The following is a 24,519-nucleotide window of genomic DNA, read 5'->3' as shown; positions in this document are numbered from 1 at the left end:
TTTTTGCCCATTTCTTGCTTATGCCAGACAATATGTTTTCAGTTGTTTCATCGCCGTGTATAAAATAGTTGTTTTCGACATGCTTATTTACAAGCCAATAAATACAGTCGGTAATTAATTTATTTTTTATTACTTAAAAGTTTTATTCAATTTATTTCACTAACAGTAGCAAGATTTTAATATCAACATTTGATTGGTAATGAAATACTAGAATTTTTTTAGAGGTTTATGGTGTTGTTAATTTTGAAACTCTTGGTAATGTACAGATAGTCGAAATGATGCCAAGATATAAACACAATTTGATATTGATATGATAACTCAACGTTAATCGATGTCTGCCATACCATACTTCGGATATTATTCACAAAAAATAGGGGTATTCATTGTGCTGCGTTACTAATGATATTTTGTTGGATTTTTATAATTTGAGTATATAAATTTGGTGGACTCCTGATCAACTTGTTACTCACGCAAAGCCCAAAACGATATTAGATTTAGATTGTTATTAACATGATGAAATTAAAATAGTAACAATACGCTTGATGAAAAAAGTTATTTAATTAAATAGTAATTTATTCAAAACGATAACTTATGCTACCTTCAAATTGGTTTTTACTCGTGGTAAATAATAAATTTTTGATAATAAAATTTAAACACCTTTAGCTAATAATTGTATAGTCGATGGTTAAATCCTAATTAAACCACTCGTTATCATGAACAATTAAAAAAGCTCAATGAGAAAACTTATAGTTAATTGTGTTTTTGATGTCGCCATAGCCATTTACCACTGACTAAGCGGTAGTAGAAGAATATACTTCTAATGATCCAATCAAGAAACATTCCAAACCACACGCCAATTACACCAAAGCCAAGATAAACACCAAATAGATAACCAACGACAATTCGGCACATCCACATACTACCAATTGCCACCCACATAGTATAACTGGCATCCTTGGCACCTTTAAACCCATAAGGTAACACAAAAGACGAAGCCCAAAATGGCGTAAATAGAGCATTTAACCACAGTAAATGTTTTGATATTTCGATAACTTCAGGATCATTGGTATAAAGTGAACTGAGTAGGCCAGCAAAGGGCATTGTCACAAATGCAATCAAACAGAGCAATATATTGGTAAATTGAAAAATAAATTTTAGTTGTCTGGTTGGTTGGTAGATTTGCCCCATACCAAGGCGTTTTCCAACTATAATGGTTGAGGTTGCACCTAAAGTTCCACCCGGTAAATTAAGCAGTCCTGCAATGGAAAAAGCGATAAAATTTGCTGCAATCGTTGACGTGCCCATACCGGCAACAAACGTTTGCGTCAGTAATTTGCCAACATTAAACATCACTGATTCAACACTAGCTGGAATACCGATGCTAAGAATATCAACCAAAATTCTAGCATTAAATGAATGAAAGTAACTTCTCAATGGAATAAAAAGCGCACGACTAGGTTTTATCGTCAAGACTAATAAGATAAAAAACATGCCACAATAACGCGATGTTGTTAAACCAATACCTGCACCAATAAAGCCAAAACCTTGCCAACTGCCAATTCCATAGATAAGTACATAACTAATCGAGATATTTAAAATATTCATAATGATGTTTAGGTACATGGGCAGTTTGGTATTGCCTGCGCCTCTTAATGCACCACATCCCACCAAAATAAACGCTAATGCAGGGTAGCCTAATACTGTTAATCGTAAAAATGTTAAGGTTAAATGTTTAACTTCGGGATCGGCTTTTCCAGCAATGATATCAACAATCCAATAGCCCGAGAATTCGACAAATCCAAATAATAGCACGGATACTAATACTAATAGGGTAATGGATTGTCTGGCAGCAAAAACCGCTTTTTTACGATTATGACGACCTAAGCTAAACGCAACTACTACAGAGGTTCCTAATGCTACTGCCATAAAAAATGACATGATAATCATATTAAAGCTTTCAGCTAAACCGACAGCCGCCATTTGCGCTTTACCTATCCAGCTAACTAAAAAGGTACTAAAAATACCCATCAATATCACTGAAAGATTTTCTATAAAGATTGGCATAGCTAATGGATAAATTTCACGCCATAGTAGCACACTATTTGAATGTCTTTTTTTATATAATTGCAGATTTTTTAAACGGTTAATGAGTTGAACATTCAATTGGAAGCCTAAATCTTATAACTGAAAATTATTGTGATAATTATAACTCCTTTATTGAACAAAAATGAATGTGTGTTTTAAAAAATAACATATTATAAAACTAACCTTTAATATATTTGTTGATGCTAAAAAGAATTAAATATAAGTTTGGATTAAGAACGCTATAGTTTAAATATGTTATTTTTTTCATCTTTTATGCTATTTTGATGACTGGTGAGGTAATAACACAGAGGGTAGCTGTTAATCAGTGTTTACTATTACTGATAACAGTTACCGATTTATTTCTAGCTCATTGCCAGTTAAAGTGTGGTAGTCTTGCTAGTTTTAGGGTAAAGCGCGTTAAGTCGAAAAAAAGATAAGGAAAAGTATGAAAATTCTTCATAATGATGATTTAGAGAATGCGTTATTGAAAAAGGGCAATAAAAAAATCAGCATTGTTTCTGCTTTTGCCAGTCATACCGAAATGATAGTAGAACAATTACTAGAAGATAATAGTATTAAGTTGGAACTGATTATCAGCACCATTAATGCTTTTAACTCGCCAGATTTTATTAAGTTTTGCCAGCAAAAAGCGCAAAATTGTGATAAATTCAGTTTTTATGTCGATTTTCGCTATAACCAAAGTGTCCATTGGAAACTCTATTTGATTCAATCTGAAGTAGAGACGGAAAAGGTGATTATTGGTAGTGCAAATTTTACTAACATAGGTATCGGCCTCAATCGTGACACATGTGTAATGATACAAAACAAAAATCTGTATGCAGATTATTTAGCTGATATCGAACAACTCAAACAATTACCAGAAGTGATAAAATCTAGTGATCAAAAATTTGATCGATATTTACAGAATTATAAAACCCTACATCAACGTATTACAAAAGCATCTATTCCAACTTTAGCCAATTATTTAGCAATAAATCCTATGATTGAATTAGGACTTTTGGTTTGGGATTCTTATTTAAGCGATGAGGATGAACAACTGGCTGAAGAAGTCGTCGCCAGAAAGCATCCAACTATAAAATTTGATATGAATCGCGATTGCTTACTGGTAGAAAAAAAATATGAAAAGGATTTTAGCGTAGATCAGCTAATTTTATGTATGAATAACCAAGGTAAAGAGATTGCGTTTTTTTATTGTCTAGGCATCTATCCTAGCCAATCACAACAATATGTGTTTCTTTTTAATTTTTCAAAAAAGGTCATTCGTCCATTTAAATTAAGTCGGTCACTTAAAGCTGCAATGGCAAAGCAAGCGGCAAGCTGGTGTAACAGCAATAAGCATAAGTTAACTTATGAAGATCTTTTAGCACTATGCGAAAATAGTTAACAAATATTGAACTCACTTTAGGTAATAAACTTGCCGGAAAGTTTAAGGGAATATATGTGTTTCAGTATAAAAATTGGCGCGTTTATCTTGACGTAAATCTATAACGCTATATTATAGCGACCAATAATGACTACTATCATCAAAATAATAAATAAATGAGCCCTCATGTTAATTAATGCGAAAACAATTCTTGATAAATTAAACCCACATAATAAAGTTAATTATGATTCCGTTTTAAAAGAAGTCATTGCCGATTGGCAGTCGGGTGCGGTTCGTCCTAAATTATTGATTCACAGCTGTTGTGCACCTTGTAGTACTTATGTATTGGAGTATTTAGCACAATATGCCGATATTACTATTTATTTTGCGAATTCTAATATTCATCCACGCGTTGAATATGAGTATCGAAGTGTGGTGCAACAAAAATTTATTGCTGATTTTAATCAAAAGACCGGAAATAACGTACAATTTTTAGAAGCACCTTATCAGCCAGCAGAGTTTATTAAGCAAGTTGGTCATTTGCGCGATGCCCCCGAAGGCGGTGAGCGTTGCCATATTTGTTATAAAATGCGTTTAGATTTGGCGGCAATTAAAGCGCAAGAGTTAGGATTTGACTATTTTGCAAGTGCATTGACGCTCAGCCCTAAAAAGAACAGTCAAAAAATTAATGAATTAGGATTTGAGATCCAAGAGATCTTTTCTGTTAATTATCTCCCTTCTGATTTTAAAAAGAACAATGGTTATAAACGGTCTATTGAACTTTGCAAAGAATATGATGTTTATCGTCAATGTTATTGTGGCTGTATTTTTGCTGCTAAAGCTCAAGGTGTCGATCTAAAAAATGTGATTACCATTGCTAAACAAGGTTTAGAAAAAGCACTTTAAGCCGTTGCAAACTCATTAGATTACTGATTATTTTATAATTGTTATGACCTATATTTGTATGATATAGGTCAGATTCCAGTTAGTTTTAGACAGAATTACAAATCACATCACGCCTTCTTAAGATAAATTATTATTGTGTATCGCTTTTGTTTTAGGGGATTTTTTATCCATCCCTATTAAAAAGAACTAAGATCTGGTTATAATGATTTATATAAAAATAAAATTAATAATTTGAGATTTATTACCAATTTTGTAATAAATTAAATCTAAATTAATAAAATGTGAGTTTATTATGTCAAAAATATATAGGCTCGGATTGGATGTGGGTTCCACTACAGCAAAATGCGTTGTGTTAGATGAACATGACAATTTTGTTTATACTAATTATGTACGCCATAATACGCATATTGTGGCAACAGTACTTCAATTGCTCAGTGAAATTAAACAGAAGCTTGGTGATGATATACGCTTGTCTGTAAAAGTGACGGGTTCTGCCGGAATGGGCATTTCCGAAAAAGCCGATATCGCCTTTATTCAAGAGGTGGTTGCAGCATCGGAAGTGGTACAACGCAAATATCCTGAAGTACGGACGTTGATAGATATTGGTGGTGAAGATAGTAAAATGATCTTCTTTTTTCCCGATCGACCACCCGATATTCGAATGAATGGTAGCTGTGCAGGGGGAACCGGCGCATTTATCGATCAGATGGCAACTTTGCTTAATACTCCCGTTCAGCAGTTTGATGCGCTTGCTCAAAATCATGACCAAATTTTTCCTATCGCTTCTCGTTGTGGTGTTTTTGCCAAAACCGATGTCCAAAATTTAATTAGCCGCAATGTCTCGAAAGAAAATATCGCTTATTCAGTTTTACATGCCGTATGTATTCAGCTAGTCAACACCTTGGCTCGTGGCTATGATATTGTGCCAAAAGTGATGTTAATTGGTGGGCCTTTCTCATTTATCCCAACATTAGGTAAAGCCGCACTAAATACGCTAAAATTAACAGATGATCAGGTTGTTACCACCGAACATCCGACCTTACTGTCCGCTTGGGGTGCTGCAATTCACATTATTGAGCGAACCGAGCTTTCGTTGACAGATTTTATTGCACGATTAAATGCTTCTACTCAAATTAAAGTTAATGAATCATTTAGATTAAAACCGTTGTTTAATGAGTCGTTGTCATTTGATAATTGGAAAAAGAAGCGCAAATATATCGAAATTGCTAGATGCAATTTAGCAGATTATCAAAAACAGAATGCTTTTTTAGGCATTGACAGTGGCTCTACTACCACCAAAATTACGCTTGTTAGTGAAGATAATGAGCTGTTATTTACGCATTATGCACCCAACAATGGTCAGTCAATTAGCGCCTTAATTCATGGCTTAACTAAATTAAACGATGAAATTACTGCATCAGGTAAGGAGATTATTATTGCTCGCACCGGTGTGACAGGTTATGGTGAAGAACTATTAAAAGCCGCTTTTGCTATTGATGACGGTTTGGTCGAAACCATGGCGCATTTTGCCGCAGCTAAACATATCGATCCTGATGTCAGTTTTGTGATGGATATTGGCGGCCAAGATATGAAAGCCATTTTTATTGCTAATGGTGTGGTTAATCATATCGAATTAAACGAAGCTTGTTCATCGGGTTGTGGATCGTTTATTGAGACTTTTGCCAAATCACTTAACTCTAATACTATTGATTTTGCTGATGCCGCGTGTCAATCTTCTAATCCATGTGATTTAGGAACGCGCTGCACTGTTTTTATGAATTCTAAAGTGAAGCAGGCATTGCGTGAAAATGCCACCATGGGTGATATTTCGGCAGGACTGGCGTTTTCTGTGATTAAAAATGCCATTCATAAAGTGCTGAAACTGCATGATATGCGTAAACTGGGCGATCATATTGTGGTGCAGGGCGGTACTTTTAAAAATCCTGCGGTATTTCGTGCGTTAGAACAGTTAACCGGTGCGCAAATTACCAGTTCTAATATTCCTGAGTTAATGGGAGCTTATGGCGCAGCGTTGGTCGCTAAAAACCATTATTTAGCGCACCCTACAGCTTCGCAATTTATTGGTTTAGATAATCTTCACAAAGCAAAAGACAATAAAGCTAAACCGTCTCGCTGCAAAGGTTGTGAAAATAAATGCGATATTATCATCTACCGATTTGCCAACGGTCAACGTTACTATTCGGGTAATAAATGTGAACGTTTTTTAAGTAATAATCAATATCGCGATAACAGCTCGTTTAATATGTTTGATTATAAAAATGATCTGCTATTTAAACGAACTAATGTGGTTAATGCCGAAGCTAAAATTAATATTGGTATTCCTCGTGTATTAGGGCAATATGAAAACTTCCCTTTTTGGCACACGTTATTGACTCAAAGTGGTATAAACGTGACACTTTCACCTTTTTCAACACAAAGTATTTATGAAAAAGGGGCTGGAACGGTAATGTCTGATAGCATTTGCTTTCCGGCAAAATTAGTGCACGGTCATATCATGGAGTTGATTGAACAGAAGGTCGATCGTATTTTTATGCCGATGGTTGTGTTTGAATCAGCTCAGTTTGACAATGCGGTTAATAGCTATAATTGTCCAATTGTCAGCAGTTATGCTGAAGTGATCCACAGTGCGATCAATCCCGAAGAAAAATTTCGCATTCCATTAGATTATCCCGTTATTAACTTTACCAATAGTAAGTTACTTAAAAAAGGCTGTATCAATTATTTAACTTCGTTAGGTATCGACAAAAAAGTTGCCGACAAAGCGTTTGAAGCTGCATTAATTGCACAAGCTGAGTTTAAACATGATTTATACAGTAAAGCGGTTGAAGTACTTAATAATGCCAAACAAACTGGGCGCTATGTGTTTATTTTAGCTGGACGGCCATATCATAGTGATAGTTTAATTAATCACAAAACGCCCGAAATTTTAAATGCGCTAGGCTGTGATGTTATTACCGAAGATTCGGTATTAGGTGCCATTCATCAATTATCGCCAGAACTGCAAATTTGTTCACAATGGAGCTATCCAAATCGTTTATATGCTGCCGCTTCATTTGTTGCACAGCAACCGAATAATATTCAATTTGTACAGCTCAATTCATTTGGTTGTGGGCCTGATGCGATTGTCACTGATGAGTGTAAAGCAATCTTAGAATCGAAGGGTAAAACTTGTACGATCATTCGTGTAGATGAGATCACCGCAACGGGTTCTGTCCGTTTACGCTTACGATCGATTATCGAATCAATTCGTATGAATCAACATCAACCATTGAAAATGATGGAACGTAAAAAAACGGCAGTTTTCAGTAAAAAGGATAAACAGCGTCGTACTATTTTAGCGCCATTTATTTCTGATTTTTATTCACCGTTATTACCGCCGATTTTTGCATTATCAGGTTATAAGCTAGAAACGTTACCAAAACCAGATAAAAGCTCGGTTGAGTGGGGATTAAAGTACTGTAATAACGAAATTTGCTACCCAGCAACGATTATTGTTGGCGATGTGATTAAAGCGTTACGATCGGGTAAATATAATCGTGATGAAGTGGCAATTGGTATCACGCAAACCGGTGGGCAATGCCGTGCGAGCAGTTATCTGTCGTTAATCAAAAAAGCCATGATTAGTAATGGTTTTGAAGATGTGCCGATTGTGTCACTTAGTACCGATAATATGAATGCAAGTGAACAACCTGGCTTTAAAATTAATTGGCTTAAAACTCTGCCAACCACCTTTTTTGCTATGTTATTTGCTGATTCATTATCGAAAATGTATTACGCGGTGGCACCTAGGGCCAAAGTGAAACAACAAGCTAATCAACTTAAAGAGCTGTACATTAGAAAGCTACAGCAGCTACTTAATGAGCAAAAAGGGCATAGAGCGATTTATGCGTTATTGGCTCAAGCTGTTGAGCATTTTAATCAGGTTGAAACCGTCAATAAAGATTGCCCACAAATAGGGATTGTTGGTGAAATCTATGTAAAATATAACAGCTTTGGCAATCAGCATAGTGTCGAATGGTTAGTCGATCAGGGAATTGAGCCAGTAATTCCACCTATGATTGAATTTTTTGCTCAAGTGTTTGTCAATTATGACAGTAATATTGATAATCATCTTTTACCAAAAAGTTATCTATCGTCATTACTGTTCTTTTTTGAAAAAGTGGCCCAACGCTATATCAATAAAACTAATCAGATTTTATCGGATTTTAAATATTATCAGCCGTTTCATAATATCCGTGATATCGCTAAAAAAGCCGAGCAAATTCTTAATTTAGCCAATCAATTTGGCGAAGGTTGGTTGATTCCAGCCGGTATTATGACCTTTGCTGAATATGGTATTAATAATGTCATTAGCTTTCAACCATTTGGTTGTATTGCTAATCATGTAGTATCAAAAGGGGTAGAAAAACGGATGCGTGATCTTAACCCTAAACTTAATTTGCTCTATTTAGATTTTGACGACGGTGCTGGTGAAGTCAATGTACTCAATCGTTTGCATTTTATGGTCAGTTCGTTAAAGTATACCCAATTGCAACGAATTGTTTAACTGATATAAATAAATTGTTATTAAGGGCTTTTAATATTAAATAAAGCCCTTATTAAGCATTCAAAACCAGAAACACTTTAGTTTTATTCTATTCAAAATCGTTATTCGCCTCTATCTATGATGAAATCATACCTAATTATTGTAACGTCATTTATTTAGATAACATGTTAATTTTAATTGTGTTAATTTCAATTATCGCGTAAAAATGAACAAATAGCTTCAATACAATTATTTGTATAGCTTTATTTAAGGAGCTGAAAAAGGATTGATCATATATGTTGATATTTAAAATTCTGGCAAAAATACAATTATAATCGATATATTACAGAGTCTATTCGTTTCTCTTTTTTGGGTGAATTGAATTTAACAAAATACTAAAACACAGATAAGCGTACAATTTCGCTATATAATTAATGTAAATTTCAGCCGATCATCGTGTAGTTAATTTTTTAATTTTTTTATCGAAATTTGTATGCAAAAAAAGAGCAAAATAACTCAATTTATGATATAAATACCATTCATTGTATTAACGTAAAGATATAAATAAGGACTTTAGTATGTTAAAAGAACAAATGGTAGTAAAAAATTCAACTGGTCTTCATGCTCGCCCTGTTACCACACTTGTTAAATTAGCAGGTCGTTACAAATCATCAATTGAACTTGTTTATAATGACAAAGCAATCAAATTAAAAAGCATGATGGGATTACTTGGTGCTGGCGTTAAAGGTGGTTCAACTGTTGAAATTATTTGTGATGGTGAAGACGAACAAGCCGCAATGGATGAAATTCGCGAATTATTTGCTAGTGGTTTTGGTGAGTAATCGGTTAAACAAATAGCCACGCTTACAAGATTATTATTCCGTCGACTTAGGTCGACGGAGTTGTTTTAAAAGGGCAGTAACTAGATACTTTAAAGTAGACCAATTTATAAGAACTTAATCTTTGATGATTGAATTTAATTCATGATGATCAATCGATGGCAATAAAGCAGTAAAGCCTTTAGTTAGATAAAGTAGATAGAAAAATCCAATTGCTAACCAAACTAAACCAACAATCATCGCCGTTGCATCAAGGCTGGTCCATAGCCATAGTGAAAGTAAAACACCAATCGCAGGCAATAATCCATATTTAAATAGCAGTAATGCTGTTTTCGCTTTTGAATCCCCTAAGTAACTTTTAATCACGCATAAATTGACAAAAGTAAAAGCCACTAATGCGCCAAAGCTTATCATCGACACCACTAAACTAAGATCTAATACCAGCGCTAACAATGAAAAACAGGCGACAAAAATAATCGATAAATAAGGTGTTCTATAACGAGGGTGAATTTTATAAAAGATTTTTTTAGGCAAAACACCTTCACGTCCCATAGCATAAAAAATTCTTGATACACTGGTTTGCGCTGTCATGGCTGATGCAAAAACACCAGTTAAGTATGCCGCTTGGAAGAAGTTATACATAAAATTACCGCCTAATTGGCTTATATCACCCACTCGACGAACGACGACTAAACTGGCTGTATCTTTATTATCTACAAAATCTGTCCACATAGGATATGCCAGATGAGCACAATACGATACGACTAGAAAAATACAGCCAGCAATTAGAACTGTCCAGATAATTGCTCTTGGTAATGATTTTTGTGCATCGTTAGATTCTTCGGCTAAAGTCGCTATGGCATCAAAACCTAAAAAGGCAAGACATAATATTGCCGCTCCAGACATTAAGCCACTAAAATCTCCTGCATTAACTTGCAGAGGTTTCATCATTGCCTCAGGGGTAAGATTAACATTAGTTAAAGTTAAAAAGATAAATAACCCTATAAAAATCATTTGTACAATAATCAATGTAAAGTTTACAGAGTTAATCAGTTTAATCCCTAAATAATTTAAAAAGCTTACACTGATTAATGAACCCAATACAAAAACATAAGCAGGAATGCTTGGAAATGCTTCATTCAGGTAGATACCTAAAACCAAATAATTCAATATTGGTAAAAATAGATAATCAAGGATTTGTGCCCAACCTACCAAAAATCCAACTTTTCCACCAAAAGTATGTTGTACATACGAGTAGGCAGATCCAGCAATCGGCAGTTTATTTGCCATTCGACAATAACTCAATGCTGTAAAAAAGATCATGGCTAAGGTGATGATATAGGCTATAGGTAAGTGACCATTACTATCAACAGTGACTTCCCCATAAGTGGTAAAGATCCCCAAAGGAACCATATAAGCTAAACCAAATGCAATCAATGCAGGTGTGGTTAAAACTCGTTTCATTTTTATTGCGGACATGACTTTGCTCCTCTGTCCCAAAAAACAATAAAAAACTACTAAGTATAGTTTTGCCTTTTTACCCGCTTAAAGCGGCAAGGAATTCTGCCACATTATGATAATTATGCAAGCTAATTTTTAGTAAAAAGGTACTAAAGCGAGCGATTTATAGACTTTAACACACATTAGTCATTATTTTTGAGCTGTTTACACTGGAATTGCTCGTTAAAACGTAAAATTGAATTGTGCATATTTGTGATCTTGCTCTAACTCTTGATAAGACAAAATTAGTGTCACCGAAAATAATTCATTGTATATTTAATAAACAGAGATCATAAAAATCAGTAAATTTAAATATCTATTTTTAATTAAAGAGGAGCGGTATATGCAGTCAATACCTGTTTTATCGGTTGAGCTTACCAGTGATATCGTTAATCAAAAATCATCGGTTATTCATTTAATGTCCAATGCCAGTCAAAACTATTTAACTAATGTTGAAACTTTTTTTGATGATGTGATGGCTCATGAGCAAGAGATGGAAACCGATGTGTTACCCGATGTTGCTTTGCCTCATGCAAAAAGTAGCGCAGTAAAAACGCCATTTATTGTGGTGGGGAAATATCTTGATGGCATCATTTGGAATAATGGTAACCAAGTGAAGTTGGTGATTATGATTGGTGCGCCAGAACATGCCAACAAGGCGCATTTAGCGATTATTGCTAAATTAGCAACTCATTTAGCGGATGATGATTTTATTGCAACTTTACTTAATAGTGATACCCAGTCATTAGTAGATAAAGTTCGAGGTTTGTATGAATAATAGTGCGATTGACAAAAAGAAGATTGTTGCAATTTGTGCCTGTACTGCTGGTATGGCTCACACTTATATTGCTAAACAAAAGATTGAAAATGAGGCAAAAAAACGGGGATGGGATTGTAAAGTAGAAACTCAAGGCGCAGCAGGTATTGATAATCCATTAACCGAACACGATTTAAAAACTGCAGATGTGATTATATTAGCCACTGATATTTCAATTGAAAATGCCGAGCGGTTAGAACCATATAAAAACGTCATTAAAGTAAGCACAGGCGAAGCCGTGAAAAATACGGTCAACATTTTCAATAATGCCGAACAAATGTCAACTAAAGTAGTAAAAGACAGTATTGGTAAAGAAATATTTCGTGCATTAAATACCGGAATCAGCAAATTTTTACCCGTTATTATTGCTTCAGGTATTCTTTTTTCGATTGTGTTAATGACAGGTGATGTAACCAACGATACGATTTTGCCAAGTAATCAGTTTTTTGCTGATTTACAGCAAGTAGCAATTTATGGTTTTGCTATGATGGTACCTGTGCTTGCAGCTTATATGGCCTATTCTATTGGCGGTAATGCGGCGTTAGCGCCTGCGTTTATTATGGGCTATGTAGTTAATAACCCAATTGGTGTTAATCATGTCAGTACAGGCTTTATTGGTGCGATGATTTTCGGTGTTTTAATTGGTTATTTTGTAAAATGGTTTAAAACCGTTAAAGTCCATCCTGTCATTGCATCAGTAATGCCAGTCATGATTATTCCAACAGTGACGATATTGGTGATGGCGCCCATTTATATTTACGGGCTATCTTACCCGTTAGATTGGTTTGTGAAAGCAATGGTTGCTACGTTAAAAGGCATGTCAGAAGTCAATGCAGCGTTTTTAGGCATTGGTATTGGTATTCTTGCTGCACTAGATATGGGGGGACCATGTAGTAAAGCAGCAACGGCCTTTACTTTGGCAGCTATGGCAGAAGGTGTTTATGGACCAAATGGTGTGTTCCGCATGTGCTGTGCAATTCCACCATTAGGCTTAGCGATTTCATCATTGATTATATCTCGTTCTAAATATACTAAAGAAGAAAAAGAGTTTGGCATTACCGCTTTCTTCTTATCATTAGCCGGTATAACCGAAGGTGCAATCCCATTTGCCGCTAAAGATCCAAAACGTGTAATTATCGCTATTGTTGTCGGTACGGCAGTGGCAGGTATGTTAGGGATGATTAATGGTATTGAGTCATTAGTAGCGTTTGGTGGGCTGGTTGCCTTGGGTGGCGTAACAAAAGGTGCAATGTGGTATATTATTGACATGTTTATTGGTGCATTGATTATTGCCGCAATATTGCATTTTACGAAAAAGAGAGCAGTAGAAAGTGCCGAGCCAATTGAAATCGAAGCTGAATAACTGTTTATCACGACGCTACCGTTGTGTTGGCGTCGTGATAAATAACTCGATTCTTTAAATGAACAATTACGATGCTTGATATACCGTTTTACCACCAACGATCGTTGTTAATACTTTAACATTTTGTATATCTGTTGCCGGTATGGTAAATGGATTACGATCTAAAATGATTAGATCGGCAAATTTGCCTTTTTCAATTGAACCAATGTATTGCTCTTGTTTCAATATATAAGCGGCTCCTATGGTTGCACAACGCAGCACTTCTGTTACTGTCAAATTTCGATCACTGTTTAAACGAGGGTGATCGGTATCTATTTGTCGGGTCATTGCCACTTGAAAATCGTACCATTCATTAAGGGGATCGATTGGCCAATCACTACCAAATGCACAATTCACACCAGCATCAATATATTGGCCATGTGCTTCTAATCCATTATAACGTTCTGGACCAAAAAGCGTATGATATTGTTCAACCATTGTTGCGCTGCATCCCGCCCATTGGAACGAAAACACCACACAAGCTTTTAATTTTTGATAGCGTGCAAATTGATGCGCAGCACTAAGCTCATTGTGAGCCGTACTTGGTCTTATATCCGCATCAGGCAATGCTTTTCGCATTTTTTCAATAGCATTGAGTACCACTTCAATTGCACCTTCTCCTACTGTATGCGTATGTGGGTGAAAGCCTGCTTTTGCTGATTCAAGAATTAACGCATCAAGCATTTCTGTTGAATAGTAAAGATCGCCGTAACGATCTTTTTCGTGTTCAAGTTGATAAGGTTTTAATAGCCGTGCCGTCATTAATGGTGCTTGCATAACCCCATCAACAAACAATTTAGTATGAGAAATTTTTATACCTGGTTTAGGTTGCCAGTTTTTATCATCATAATGATGAGCAAATTGCTTAACTTTGTCCAATAAAAGCGGAATTTGATCTATTGATGATACATCATCGGGTGGTAACTCATGTGCACCAAATAGGCGTATTGAAAGTGCGTCTTGTTGCTTAAGGGTCAAAAAAGCATCAGCAATGGTTTCAGTAATGCGAGCATCCATCACTGCCGTTACGCCTTGTTTATTCAGTTCTGCTTGTGATAATTTTGCAATATTCACCGCTTGCTGCTCGGTTAGCTTAGATATGCTGTCAAATGCACGCATCGCCGGCGCATCTTCTAAAATGCCATTAAGTTCGCCATTATTAGTTCGACCAATCTTACCATCTGATGGTTCAGGCGTATCTTTATTAAGACCAAATTTTTCTAATGCCAGACTATTGGCAACGAGTGTATGGCAATCATTTGAAAACAAAATTACCGGGCGCTGGGTATTAAGTTTATCAAGATCGAAACATGTAATATCGGTACCTATTGGCAACACTTCTTGACGTAGCCATCCTCGTACTTGTAACCAATTGGTATCATTATCGGTTGAGTCTTGATCTAAATATTTTTGAATAATAGCTAAAGTTTGGTCAACGGTTAAACTTTGATAATTTAAATTACAAGAAGAGAGTTGCATTCCCCCCCAAAAAGTATGCAAATGCGCATCTATAAGACCGGGAATCATCGTTTTTCCTTGTAAATCGTAAACTGTCGTATTATTATCGACATACTGACTGCTATTTATTTGTTGCGTGCTCCCCGTTGCAATAATATAGCCATTTTCGATAGCAATAGCCTGACAAACACTGTCTTGTTTGTCTGCAGTATAAATATAGCCATTAATATAAATAACATCAGCTTTAGCCATTATTGGTGATTTCCTTAAATCAAGTTCTAAATAAACGTGAACGATAGCAGATTTATAAAAAATTTGTCAAATGCAATAATTTTCTTTATTGTGTGATGAGATTATGCTACAACTACAACCTTTAGTTACAGCGTCACAAGGTGAAAAGATGAAATATCAACAACTCGAAAACCTTGAATGTGGATGGAAATGGCACTATCTTGTGAAAAGGCATTTAGAAGGCGAGTTGATTACTCGTTATATTGAGAAGAGCGCAGCTCAGCACGCCGTAAATGAATTATTACTTTTAGAACATAATCCAATAGGTGTTGTGCAATGGATAAAACAGCATCTAAACCCTGATTTAGATAATCGCATGAAGCAGACCATTCGTGCGAAACGAAAACGACATTTTAACGCTGAGCAACAAAATACACGAAAAAAGTCTATTGATTTGGAATTTTTAGTTTGGCAACGATTAGCTAATTTGGCAAAACGCCGAGGTTGCACGTTGTCACAGACCATTACACAACTTATTGAGGATGCTGAGCAAAAAGAGCAATATGCAACGAAAGTATCGACAATAAAAGATGATTTACTGTCATTACTTGATGTGAAACAAGACAGTAAATAACGTAAATTACAGGATAAAATAGGTTTAATTATGGGAAAATCCCTTGTTATTGTGGAATCACCTGCCAAAGCAAAAACAATAAATAAATATCTTGGCAAAGATTTTGTGGTTAAATCAAGCGTAGGGCATATTCGCGATCTTCCAGTAAGTGGCAGTAGCCATCGAGTTGAAAAAACCACAAAAGATAAAGCCGAAAAAAAAGTAAAACGTTCTGAAAAACAGGTTTTAGTTGATCGTATGAGTGTTGATCCGTATAACGGTTGGAAAGCTCATTACGAAATTTTACCTGGTAAAGAAAGGGTTGTTTCAGAACTAAAAAAACTCGCTAAAGATGCCGATATGATCTACCTCGCAACCGACTTGGATAGAGAAGGGGAAGCAATAGCATGGCATCTGAAAGATGTTATTGGCGGTGAAGATAGCAAATATCGTCGTGTGGTATTTAATGAAATCACCAAGACAGCGATCAAAAATGCGTTTAATCATCCTTCCATGCTTGATATGGATAGAGTTAATGCCCAGCAAGCCCGTCGCTTTATGGATCGCGTTGTTGGTTTTATGCTATCACCTTTACTTTGGAAAAAAGTTGCTAGAGGATTATCAGCAGGTCGTGTTCAATCGGTTGCCGTTCGACTTGTGGTAGAACGCGAGCGCGAAATTCATGCCTTTATTCCTGAAGAATATTGGGATCTTTTTGCTGATTTAAGTACAGCGAACAACGAGCAACTCACTTTACAAGTTACTCATTATCAAGATGAAGCGTTCGAACCTAAAGATAAAGTCGCCATTGATATTGCACTAGCTGAATTAAACAACAGCCAATATCAAGTGACCAATATCGAAGAAAAGCCAACTAAGAGCAATCCAACTGCGCCATTTATTACTTCGACCTTGCAACAAGCGGCGAGCACGCGCTTAGGTTTTGGCGTCAAAAAAACGATGATGCTTGCTCAGCGTCTTTATGAAGCTGGTTATATTACCTATATGCGTACCGATTCGACTAATTTGAGCCAAGATGCATTAGCCATGGTACGTGAATATATTGGCAAAAATTTTGGTGATAAATATTTGCCTAAATCACCAAATGTTTACAGTAGCAAGAAGAACTCTCAAGAGGCGCATGAAGCAATCCGCCCGTCAGACGTTAAATTACTGGCGGATAATATAAGTGATGTTGAAGCTGATGCGTGTAAACTTTATCAATTGATTTGGCGTCAATTTGTTGCCTGTCAAATGACTTCAGCCGAATATAACTCGACAACAATTACTGTTAAATCTGGTGATTTCTTATTAAAAGCTAAAGGACGTACCTTACGTTTTGATGGTTGGACTAAAGTGCAACCTCAATTGGCCAAAAATAATGATGATAAAATTTTACCCGCTGTATCAATTAACGATAAGTTGGGCTTGATTGCGCTTAATCCTAATCAGCATTTTACTAAACCACCAGCACGTTATAACGAAGCATCGTTAGTCAAAGAGTTAGAAAAACGTGAAATAGGTCGCCCATCGACTTACGCAACGATAATCTCAACTATTCAAGATCGTGGATATGTGCGTTTAGATAATCGTCGTTTTTATGCCGAAAAAATTGGTGAAATTGTTACTGATCGTTTAAATGAAAACTTCAATGATCTCATGAGTTATGACTTTACCGCGCGTATGGAAGATGCACTCGATCAGATTGCTAATAAAAAACAAGAGTGGCGAGAAGTGCTCGATCAGTTTTTTAGTGATTTTAGTAAACATCTTGAAGTGGCAGAGCAATCACCCGATAAAGGTGGTATGCAACTTAATCCTTTGGTGCTCACCCCTGAAATTAAGTGTCCTCATTGTGGGCGCGAAATGGGCATTAAAACAGCAGGAACGGGCGTATTTTTAGCGTGTTCAGGCTATGCACTACCGCCTAAAGAGCGTTGTAAACAAACGATTAATTTAATTCCTGAGCACGAAACTCTCAATATTTTAGAAGAGTCGGAAACCGCTGAAACCGATGCATTAAGAGCCCGTAAGCGTTGTCCAAAATGTCATACCGCAATGGATAGCTATTTACTTGATAATGAACGTAAATTACATATTTGTGGTAATAACCCAATTTGTGATGGCTTTATTGTTGAAAAAGGTCACTTTAAAGTAAAAAGTTATGAAGGTCCAATTATCGAATGTGAAAAATGTGGATCTGAGATGCATTTAAAATCAGGGCGTTTTGGGTTATATATGGGCTGTACTAATCCTGATTGTAAAAATACCCGTAAAATTTTAAAAAATGGTGATGTTGCGCCCCCTAAAGAAGATCCAGTCGATTTGCCTGAACTTAAATGTAGCAAATCTGACGCTCATTTTGTGTTACGTGATGGCGCATCAGGTATCTTTTTGGCTGCACATAATTTTCCAAAATCAAGAGAAACCCGTGCACCATTAATTGAAGAATTACAACGTTTTAAAGATCGGTTGCCCGAAAAGTTTATCTATTTAACGCAAGCACCGAATAAAGATCCGGATGGTAATCCTGCCATTGTTCGTTTTAGTCGTAAAAGCAAACAACAATATGTCACATCCGAAGTTAACGGAAAATCGACAGGTTGGGTGATGCAATACGTTGACGGTCAATGGATAAAGAGTAAAAAATAGGTCACAAAACCTAATATGTTTACCAAGTTGTTTTAGGTAATGCATGCGTTTTAGTATAAAAATGAGTTTACGTTTATGCTAAAGTGTGAAAGGAGTTATTTTGTCCCTTTACCTCTTTGTTAATCGAAAAGGTGAAGGGAATAAAAAGAAAGGAACCTTTGTCATGAAATTGCAACAACTGCGTTATATAGTTGAGGTTGTTAATAATGATCTTAACGTATCGTTAACATCAGAAAAGCTGTATACTTCACAGCCTGGTATTAGTAAACAGATTAAGTTATTAGAAGATGAACTTGGTGTGCAAATTTTTATCCGCGTTGGCAAGCATCTTTCCGAAGTCACTGATGTTGGCGAACAGATTATAACTTTGGCAAGAGAAATTCTAAATAAATCCAATGATATTAAAATTGTTGCCAAAGAGTATAGTCAGCCAAATCAAGGTACCTTGACCATCACCACCACTTATACACAAGCTCGTTATACACTTCCGGTTGTCATTCAGCAGTTCATGAAACAATATCCCAATATTACTTTACATATGGAGCAGGGTTCATCACCACAATGTTTATTGCAAGCGCAAACCGGACAAGCCGATTTTGCTATTGTGACGGATCTCTCTCAATTAAGTGAAGATATGATTGCACTGCCTTGTTACCACTGGAATCAGGCTGTGATAGTGATGAAAGATCATCCTTTAGCAAAAAGTCGTTTAATTTCGATTGCTGAGTTATCTAAATACCCATTAGTTAGTTATGATTTTTCGAATGATGGGTCTGATTTGAATCAGGCTTTTAATAAGGCTAATCAATCACCTAATATTGTGTTTAGTACAACGGATGCCGATTTGATTAAAACCTATGTTAAATTGGGGGTTGGTGTTGGTATTGTTGCAAAGATGGCAGTGAGTCAAAATGAGGATAATGATTTTGTGGTACTGAGTGCAGGGCATATCTTTCCTTATAGTACGACGTATATTGCATTTTCGCGTTCACTATTTTTGCGCAGTTACATGTATGATTTTATAAGACAATTTTCTCCACATTTAAATAAATCAACCGTTGATCGCCTTATTTTGTGCGAAAATAACGTTGATGTTCAAACTATGTTCAATGGGGTGAAATTACCGATTCGTTAATGAGATTGAAATAATAGCGCTATCTATTTAAGTCCGTAGTAATCAAATCAAATAAAGTGCGAAATCATTCGCACTTTTTCGTTTAGCACTATTTTTTATGGCGTGCTTTTAAAATACCTATCACATCTTGTAGTGATAGATTTTGATCTTGCAATAATACCAGTAAATGGTAAATCAAATCAGCTGATTCATTTTTTAACTCTTCTTTATCATGAACGGTAGCTGCTAAAGCAGTTTCAACGCCTTCTTCACCTACCTTTTGTGCAATCCGTTTTGTTCCATCATGATATAATTTAGCTGTATAGGATGATGTTGGATCAGCACTTTTGCGCGCTGCAAGCAACTGTTCTAGTTGAAATAAAAAACCCCATGTCGTTTGTGCCTGCGCAAAACAGCTGTTAGTGCCCGTGTGACAAGTTGGACCCACAGGATCAACTAAAATAAGTAATGTATCGTTATCACAATCGGTTGAAATGCTTTTTACATTTAAAAAATTGCCAGATGTTTCACCTTTAGTCCATAGACGCTGTTTAGTGCGTGAATAAAAGGTTACTTTGCCACTATTTTGTGTTTGTGTTAGTGCATCTTGATTCATATAGCCAAGCATTAAGACATCACCCGAGACATAATGTTGGATGATAACAGGCATTAAATTATCCACTTTTTGCCAATCAAGTTTGCTTAAGTCTAATTTGGTATCGGAATTTGGAATTAGCATAATCGAATTTCTACTCCATGTTGAGCTAAATACTGTTTAAGTTCACCAATATTGATAATTTGTTTATGAAAAACAGAAGCGGCTAAAGCGCCATCCACATTTGCGTCCCTGAACGCTTGTAAAAAATGCGCCATTGTGCCTGCGCCGCCTGAGGCAATTAAAGGCACATGACAAACATCACGCACAGCTTGTAGTTGTGTCAAATCGTACCCATTACGCACACCATCTTGGTTCATCATATTTAATACGATTTCACCAGCGCCGCGTTTTTGTACCTCTTTTACCCAATCTAAGGTAGTCCATTTGGTCGCAACTGTACGCTTTTCATCACCTGTAAATTGATAAACATGATAATGTTGAGATTGTTGGTCATACCAAGTATCGATTCCAACAACAATACATTGCACACCATAACAATCTGCTAATTCAGTAATTAAATCTGGATTAGCTAATGCGGGTGAGTTGATCGAAATTTTGTCGGCCCCAAATGTTAATATCTGACCTGCATCTTCAACCGTTTTAATCCCGCCAGCAACACAAAAAGGAATATCAATAACTTCAGCAACTTTTGCCACCCAACTTTTATCAACAACTCGACCATCAGATGAGGCTGTAATATCATAAAATACCAGTTCGTCAGCGCCTTCTTCGGCATATCTTTTCGCTAAAGGTACGATATCACCGATAATTTCGTGATTGCGAAACTGTACACCTTTTACTACTTGACCATTACGAACATCTAAACAAGGAATTATCCTTTTTGCCAGCATGAAATTGCCTCCTGAACTGTAAATTTACCTTCAAGTAATGCTCGCCCAACAATTACGCCTGCTACACCACTGTTTTGTAATGCTTTAACATCGTCTAATTGACCAATCCCACCAGAGGCTTGAAACTCGATTTGTGGGTATTTTTGACTAATTTCTTGGTATAATTCAACATTTGAACCGCTTAAGGTTCCGTCTTTCGAAATATCGGTACACAAAACATGCTTTAAACCAAATGGTAGGTAGTTATCAATAACTTGTTCAAGTTTTTGCTTTGAGTCCTCTTGCCAGCCATGTATTGCAACGTATTTATCGCCTTGGCTGTCAATTCGAACATCGAGTGCCAATACCAAAGCTTCAGGACCGTAATGCTCAAACCACTGTTTAACCATTTCTGGTTGCTTTATTGCTGTCGAGCCGATAACTACCCGTGCAGCGCCAGCATCGAGCAGGGCTGTGACATCTGCTTGTGTGCGAATGCCACCTCCGATTTGAACCGGTACGTTAACGCCACTTATTAACGTTTTAATCAAGGCTATCTGCCGTGCGTTTGGATCTTTGGCACCAGTTAAATCAACAAGATGTAGTAATTTTGCACCTTGCTTTTCATAAGACTGTAACCGAGTTAAAGGATCGTTACCGTAATTGCGTTTTTGATCATAATCACCTTGATGTAAACGGACAACTGAACCATCAATTAAATCAAGTGCCGGTATAATATTTGGAAATGTTGACATTGTTATATCTCCAAAAAGTTTTTTAGCAACGTTGCACCGACCGAGCCAGAACGCTCGGGATGAAACTGTACGCCGTAAAAGTTGTCTTTTTGTACGGCAGCGGTAAAGCTTTCGCCGTAATTGGTTTCTGCAATAGTTGCTGAGCATAATGGCATCGCGTATCCATGTACAAAATAAAAATAAGCACCATCTGGAATATCACGAAACAGATGATGTCCGGCTTTGGGATAGACCTGATTCCATCCCATATGAGGTAGTGGCAATCCACGATCAGGTATTTCAGTTACTGTTTCATGGATAATGCCTAAAGTATGAACATGCCCTTCATGGCTAAAATCAGCTAAAAGTTGCATGCCAAGGCAAATCCCTAATACTGGTTGGGTGCAAACTTTAATGAGATCAATTAAATCGCGATCTTTGAGTTTTTGCATTGCCGATGAAGCCGAGCCGACGCCAGGTAAAAGCAGTTTATCTGAATTAAGTACCACATTAGGATCAAGACTGATTATCGATTTATAACCTAATCGATCTATGGCATATTTTACTGATGAAAGGTTAGCACAACCGGTATCTAAAATGACAATATTCATTACAGGACTCCTTTTGAGCTTGGTAATCTGTCACTTTCAATCTTAATAGCTTGTTTTAATGTTCTGGCAAAAGCTTTAAACAAGCTTTCTACTTTATGATGATCGTTAACACCTTCAGTTTCGATATGTAAAGTAATTGCCATTGCATAACTTAGTGAGTAAAAAAAGTGTTCAACCATTTGTGTACTCATATCGCCAACTTTTGGTGTAGTAAAATGTGCCAAGAAAACAAGATATGGTCGGCCCGAGATATCCATCGCGCATTTTGCTAAACATTCATCCATTGGAATGACCGAAGCATAACGTGTGATACCCCGTTTATCACCTAGAGCTTGTTTTAAGGCTTCGCCTAAGGCAAGTCCAGTATCTTCAATAGTATGATGATCGTCAACATGTAAATCACCTTGTACTTGAATATTGAGTTTAATTCCGCCATGTGTCGCTATTTGATCTAACATATGGTCAAAAAAACCAATACCGGTGTTGATTTGACTACCACCTTGACGATCAAGCCAGACTTCAACTAAAATTTTAGTTTCTTTAGTATTACGTTCAACTTTAGCATAACGATCAGCTGTGGTTAGCCTTTGGGCTATTTCGCTCCAATTAAGTGTTTCGGGATTATAGTGCAATCCTTTTATTTGCATATTTTCGGCAAGTTGCATGTCGGTAAGTCTGTCACCAATTACATAACTATGCGCTTTATCTAATTTGCCACTGGTAAGATAAGGAAGAACCAGTTGTATTTTAGGTTTACGACACTGACAATGATCTTCAGGAAAATGAGGGCAGATCAAGACTTCTTCGAAGTTAACTCCTTGTGATGTAAAGATTTGCATCATTAAATTATGCGGTCCATCAAAATCTTGTTGCGGATAACTTTTAGTGCCAAGTCCGTCTTGATTTGTGACCATGACTAATTTAAAGCCTGCTGATTGGAGTTTAAGTAGGGCAGGAATAACATTAGGTTCAAAAGCCAATTTTTCAAAACGATCGACTTGAAAATCAATAGGTGGTTCGGTAATTAATGTACCATCACGATCAATAAATAAATATTTTTGTAACATTATTGCTCCTATTTTATCGCTTTGAGTGCTGATATTACAGCTTCACATTCGGCTTGTGTGCCAATAGATATTCGAATAATATTTTTTTGTCCAATGGATTTGCTTTGATCTCGCAAAATGATACCTTGATTCCAAAGGGTCTTAAATACATCTTTATCATCTTGGAATTTAACACATAAGTAATTAGATCGACTAGGATAAACTTTTTCAACAATCGATAATTGATTCAGTGCGTTTGCAAATTTTTCTTTTTGGTTATTGAGATTGATAACGTGAAGTTTCATGGTATTTATGCCGTCTTTACTTAAAGCTTGAGCGGCAATGTCTGCTACTGGGGTTGCTAACGGATAGGGAGCAATGACCTTTTGTAAAGCATCGATCACCGGTTTATTAGCGATGGTAAACCCGCAGCGTAATCCTGCCAAAGCAAATGCTTTAGATAAAGTCCGTAAAATCACTAAATGTGGATAGGTCGCTAACCATTTGATCACAGAAGATTCAGGCGAAAACTCGATATAAGCCTCATCAATAACAACTAGCGCGCGGTCTTTTGCCATATTAAGTAATGATTTAATATCATCAGGATTAATTAGGTTACCGGTTGGATTATTGGGTGAACAGACATAAATTAATTTTACGCTATCAAGATTTTGTTTAATTGCGTCAAGATCGAGTTGCCAATCTGCCTTAGTAGGGACTGTTTTGGTTTGAACTCCGAGTGTTTCAGCGCTAACTTGATACATACCATAAGTTGGCGGGCAATATAAAATACTATCTTGTTCTGGCTCACAAAATGCTCGCATTAATAGTTCAATCGCTTCATCTGCCCCTCGACTGACAATTAATTGTTCATTAGTGACTCCTGCATACTGCGCATATCGGCTAATTACCTGTTCAGGTTGTGGTTCTGGATAGCGATTTAAGGTTTGTTCAGTTAATTCAAAATGAGGCGCAACAGGGTATTCGTTAGCGTTAAGCCATACATCACCTTTACCACCAATACGACGGGCGGATTGATATGGGGTCAGTTTTTGCACATTCTTTCTGACTAGTTGATTAATGTCCATTGTTT

18 protein-coding genes are annotated in these 24,519 nt (G+C 36.4%); 9 read left to right on the top strand and 9 right to left on the bottom strand.

The window, feature by feature from the left end:
- Positions 1-750 precede the first annotated feature (750 nt).
- Positions 751-2,163, bottom strand: coding sequence for an EmmdR/YeeO family multidrug/toxin efflux MATE transporter (locus J3U56_RS06730; protein ID WP_267367151.1), 1,413 nt, complete (start codon positions 2,161-2,163; stop codon positions 751-753).
- A 367-nt stretch (positions 2,164-2,530) separates the two neighbouring features.
- On the opposite strand from J3U56_RS06730, the gene J3U56_RS06725 reads away from it, so the two are divergent.
- The 4 genes from J3U56_RS06725 (at position 2,531) to J3U56_RS06710 (ending at position 9,763) form a co-directional block, all read left to right on the top strand.
- The gene (locus J3U56_RS06725) at positions 2,531-3,490 is read left to right on the top strand and encodes a phospholipase D-like domain-containing protein (RefSeq protein WP_267344029.1); all 960 of its coding nucleotides are present in this window, start codon (positions 2,531-2,533) and stop codon (positions 3,488-3,490) included.
- A gap of 165 nt (positions 3,491-3,655) precedes the next feature.
- Positions 3,656-4,375, top strand: coding sequence for an epoxyqueuosine reductase QueH (locus J3U56_RS06720; protein WP_065634654.1), 720 nt, complete (start codon positions 3,656-3,658; stop codon positions 4,373-4,375).
- Between the two features lie 292 nt (positions 4,376-4,667).
- Positions 4,668-8,942 (top strand): acyl-CoA dehydratase activase-related protein, encoded by a 4,275-nt coding sequence (locus J3U56_RS06715; RefSeq protein ID WP_267367150.1) that lies wholly within the window; start codon positions 4,668-4,670, stop codon positions 8,940-8,942.
- A gap of 557 nt (positions 8,943-9,499) precedes the next feature.
- A complete protein-coding gene (locus J3U56_RS06710; protein ID WP_065634652.1) occupies positions 9,500-9,763 on the top strand; it encodes an HPr family phosphocarrier protein in 264 nt (87 codons plus the stop codon).
- A gap of 114 nt (positions 9,764-9,877) precedes the next feature.
- Here J3U56_RS06710 and J3U56_RS06705 read toward each other — a convergent pair whose 3' ends face one another.
- A complete protein-coding gene (locus J3U56_RS06705; protein WP_267334211.1) occupies positions 9,878-11,239 on the bottom strand; it encodes an APC family permease in 1,362 nt (453 codons plus the stop codon).
- Positions 11,240-11,603: 364 nt separating this feature from the next.
- Between J3U56_RS06705 and J3U56_RS06700 the strand changes: the two genes are divergently transcribed.
- Complete coding sequence (locus J3U56_RS06700; protein ID WP_267367149.1) at positions 11,604-12,038, top strand: PTS sugar transporter subunit IIA; 435 nt, start codon at positions 11,604-11,606, stop codon at positions 12,036-12,038.
- Positions 12,031-13,440, top strand: a complete 1,410-nt coding sequence (locus J3U56_RS06695; RefSeq protein WP_267349002.1) for a PTS fructose transporter subunit IIC — start codon at positions 12,031-12,033, stop codon at positions 13,438-13,440. Before J3U56_RS06700 ends, J3U56_RS06695 begins: the two co-directional genes overlap by 8 nt.
- A 66-nt stretch (positions 13,441-13,506) precedes the next feature.
- On the opposite strand, the gene J3U56_RS06690 is transcribed toward J3U56_RS06695, so the two are convergent.
- Positions 13,507-15,189: an amidohydrolase gene (locus tag J3U56_RS06690; protein ID WP_267367148.1), complete on the bottom strand. Its 1,683-nt coding sequence runs from the start codon at positions 15,187-15,189 to the stop codon at positions 13,507-13,509.
- A gap of 148 nt (positions 15,190-15,337) precedes the next feature.
- On the opposite strand from J3U56_RS06690, the gene matP reads away from it, so the two are divergent.
- The 3 genes from matP (at position 15,338) to cysB (ending at position 19,568) form a co-directional block, all read left to right on the top strand.
- Entirely contained in the window at positions 15,338-15,802 is a 465-nt protein-coding gene (matP, locus tag J3U56_RS06685) for a macrodomain Ter protein MatP (RefSeq protein WP_416379607.1), read from the top strand.
- A gap of 30 nt (positions 15,803-15,832) precedes the next feature.
- Positions 15,833-18,433 (top strand): type I DNA topoisomerase, encoded by a 2,601-nt coding sequence (gene topA, locus J3U56_RS06680; protein ID WP_267367146.1) that lies wholly within the window; start codon positions 15,833-15,835, stop codon positions 18,431-18,433.
- Between the two features lie 163 nt (positions 18,434-18,596).
- A complete protein-coding gene (gene cysB, locus J3U56_RS06675) occupies positions 18,597-19,568 on the top strand; it encodes an HTH-type transcriptional regulator CysB (RefSeq protein ID WP_267367145.1) in 972 nt (323 codons plus the stop codon).
- Between the two features lie 88 nt (positions 19,569-19,656).
- Here cysB and hisIE read toward each other — a convergent pair whose 3' ends face one another.
- Genes hisIE through hisC form a run of 6 tightly spaced genes read right to left on the bottom strand, consistent with a single transcriptional unit; the run spans position 19,657 to position 24,514 of the window.
- Positions 19,657-20,286 (bottom strand): bifunctional phosphoribosyl-AMP cyclohydrolase/phosphoribosyl-ATP diphosphatase HisIE, encoded by a 630-nt coding sequence (gene hisIE, locus J3U56_RS06670; RefSeq protein ID WP_267334218.1) that lies wholly within the window; start codon positions 20,284-20,286, stop codon positions 19,657-19,659.
- Positions 20,280-21,056, bottom strand: a complete 777-nt coding sequence (hisF, locus tag J3U56_RS06665; RefSeq protein ID WP_267334219.1) for an imidazole glycerol phosphate synthase subunit HisF — start codon at positions 21,054-21,056, stop codon at positions 20,280-20,282. Before hisF ends, hisIE begins: the two co-directional genes overlap by 7 nt.
- A complete protein-coding gene (gene hisA, locus J3U56_RS06660; RefSeq protein ID WP_267334220.1) occupies positions 21,038-21,790 on the bottom strand; it encodes a 1-(5-phosphoribosyl)-5-[(5-phosphoribosylamino)methylideneamino]imidazole-4-carboxamide isomerase in 753 nt (250 codons plus the stop codon). The genes hisF and hisA overlap by 19 nt, the downstream gene beginning before the upstream one ends.
- A gap of 2 nt (positions 21,791-21,792) precedes the next feature.
- Positions 21,793-22,380, bottom strand: coding sequence for an imidazole glycerol phosphate synthase subunit HisH (gene hisH, locus J3U56_RS06655; RefSeq protein WP_065634642.1), 588 nt, complete (start codon positions 22,378-22,380; stop codon positions 21,793-21,795).
- Positions 22,380-23,447 (bottom strand): bifunctional histidinol-phosphatase/imidazoleglycerol-phosphate dehydratase HisB, encoded by a 1,068-nt coding sequence (gene hisB, locus J3U56_RS06650; protein ID WP_267367144.1) that lies wholly within the window; start codon positions 23,445-23,447, stop codon positions 22,380-22,382. The genes hisH and hisB overlap by 1 nt, the downstream gene beginning before the upstream one ends.
- An 8-nt stretch (positions 23,448-23,455) precedes the next feature.
- A complete protein-coding gene (gene hisC, locus J3U56_RS06645) occupies positions 23,456-24,514 on the bottom strand; it encodes a histidinol-phosphate transaminase (RefSeq protein ID WP_267334222.1) in 1,059 nt (352 codons plus the stop codon).
- Between the last annotated feature and the right edge of the window lie 5 nt (positions 24,515-24,519).

Origin of the sequence: Gilliamella sp. B2824, assembly GCF_026536245.1 — a bacterium.
Lineage (GTDB): Bacteria > Pseudomonadota > Gammaproteobacteria > Enterobacterales > Orbaceae > Gilliamella.
The sequence above is the reverse complement of the archived record's forward strand: the minus strand, read 5'-3'. Positions and strand labels throughout refer to the sequence as shown.

Coding starts and splice junctions, on each gene's coding strand:
- J3U56_RS06725 (WP_267344029.1), top strand. CDS start 2,531: ATGAAAATTCTTCATAATGATGATTTAGAGAATGCGTTATTGAAAAAG.
- J3U56_RS06720 (WP_065634654.1), top strand. CDS start 3,656: ATGTTAATTAATGCGAAAACAATTCTTGATAAATTAAACCCACATAAT.
- J3U56_RS06715 (WP_267367150.1), top strand. CDS start 4,668: ATGTCAAAAATATATAGGCTCGGATTGGATGTGGGTTCCACTACAGCA.
- J3U56_RS06710 (WP_065634652.1), top strand. CDS start 9,500: ATGTTAAAAGAACAAATGGTAGTAAAAAATTCAACTGGTCTTCATGCT.
- J3U56_RS06705 (WP_267334211.1), bottom strand. CDS start 11,239: ATGTCCGCAATAAAAATGAAACGAGTTTTAACCACACCTGCATTGATT.
- J3U56_RS06700 (WP_267367149.1), top strand. CDS start 11,604: ATGCAGTCAATACCTGTTTTATCGGTTGAGCTTACCAGTGATATCGTT.
- J3U56_RS06695 (WP_267349002.1), top strand. CDS start 12,031: ATGAATAATAGTGCGATTGACAAAAAGAAGATTGTTGCAATTTGTGCC.
- J3U56_RS06690 (WP_267367148.1), bottom strand. CDS start 15,189: ATGGCTAAAGCTGATGTTATTTATATTAATGGCTATATTTATACTGCA.
- matP (WP_416379607.1), top strand. CDS start 15,338: ATGAAATATCAACAACTCGAAAACCTTGAATGTGGATGGAAATGGCAC.
- topA (WP_267367146.1), top strand. CDS start 15,833: ATGGGAAAATCCCTTGTTATTGTGGAATCACCTGCCAAAGCAAAAACA.
- cysB (WP_267367145.1), top strand. CDS start 18,597: ATGAAATTGCAACAACTGCGTTATATAGTTGAGGTTGTTAATAATGAT.
- hisIE (WP_267334218.1), bottom strand. CDS start 20,286: ATGCTAATTCCAAATTCCGATACCAAATTAGACTTAAGCAAACTTGAT.
- hisF (WP_267334219.1), bottom strand. CDS start 21,056: ATGCTGGCAAAAAGGATAATTCCTTGTTTAGATGTTCGTAATGGTCAA.
- hisA (WP_267334220.1), bottom strand. CDS start 21,790: ATGTCAACATTTCCAAATATTATACCGGCACTTGATTTAATTGATGGT.
- hisH (WP_065634642.1), bottom strand. CDS start 22,380: ATGAATATTGTCATTTTAGATACCGGTTGTGCTAACCTTTCATCAGTA.
- hisB (WP_267367144.1), bottom strand. CDS start 23,447: ATGTTACAAAAATATTTATTTATTGATCGTGATGGTACATTAATTACC.
- hisC (WP_267334222.1), bottom strand. CDS start 24,514: ATGGACATTAATCAACTAGTCAGAAAGAATGTGCAAAAACTGACCCCA.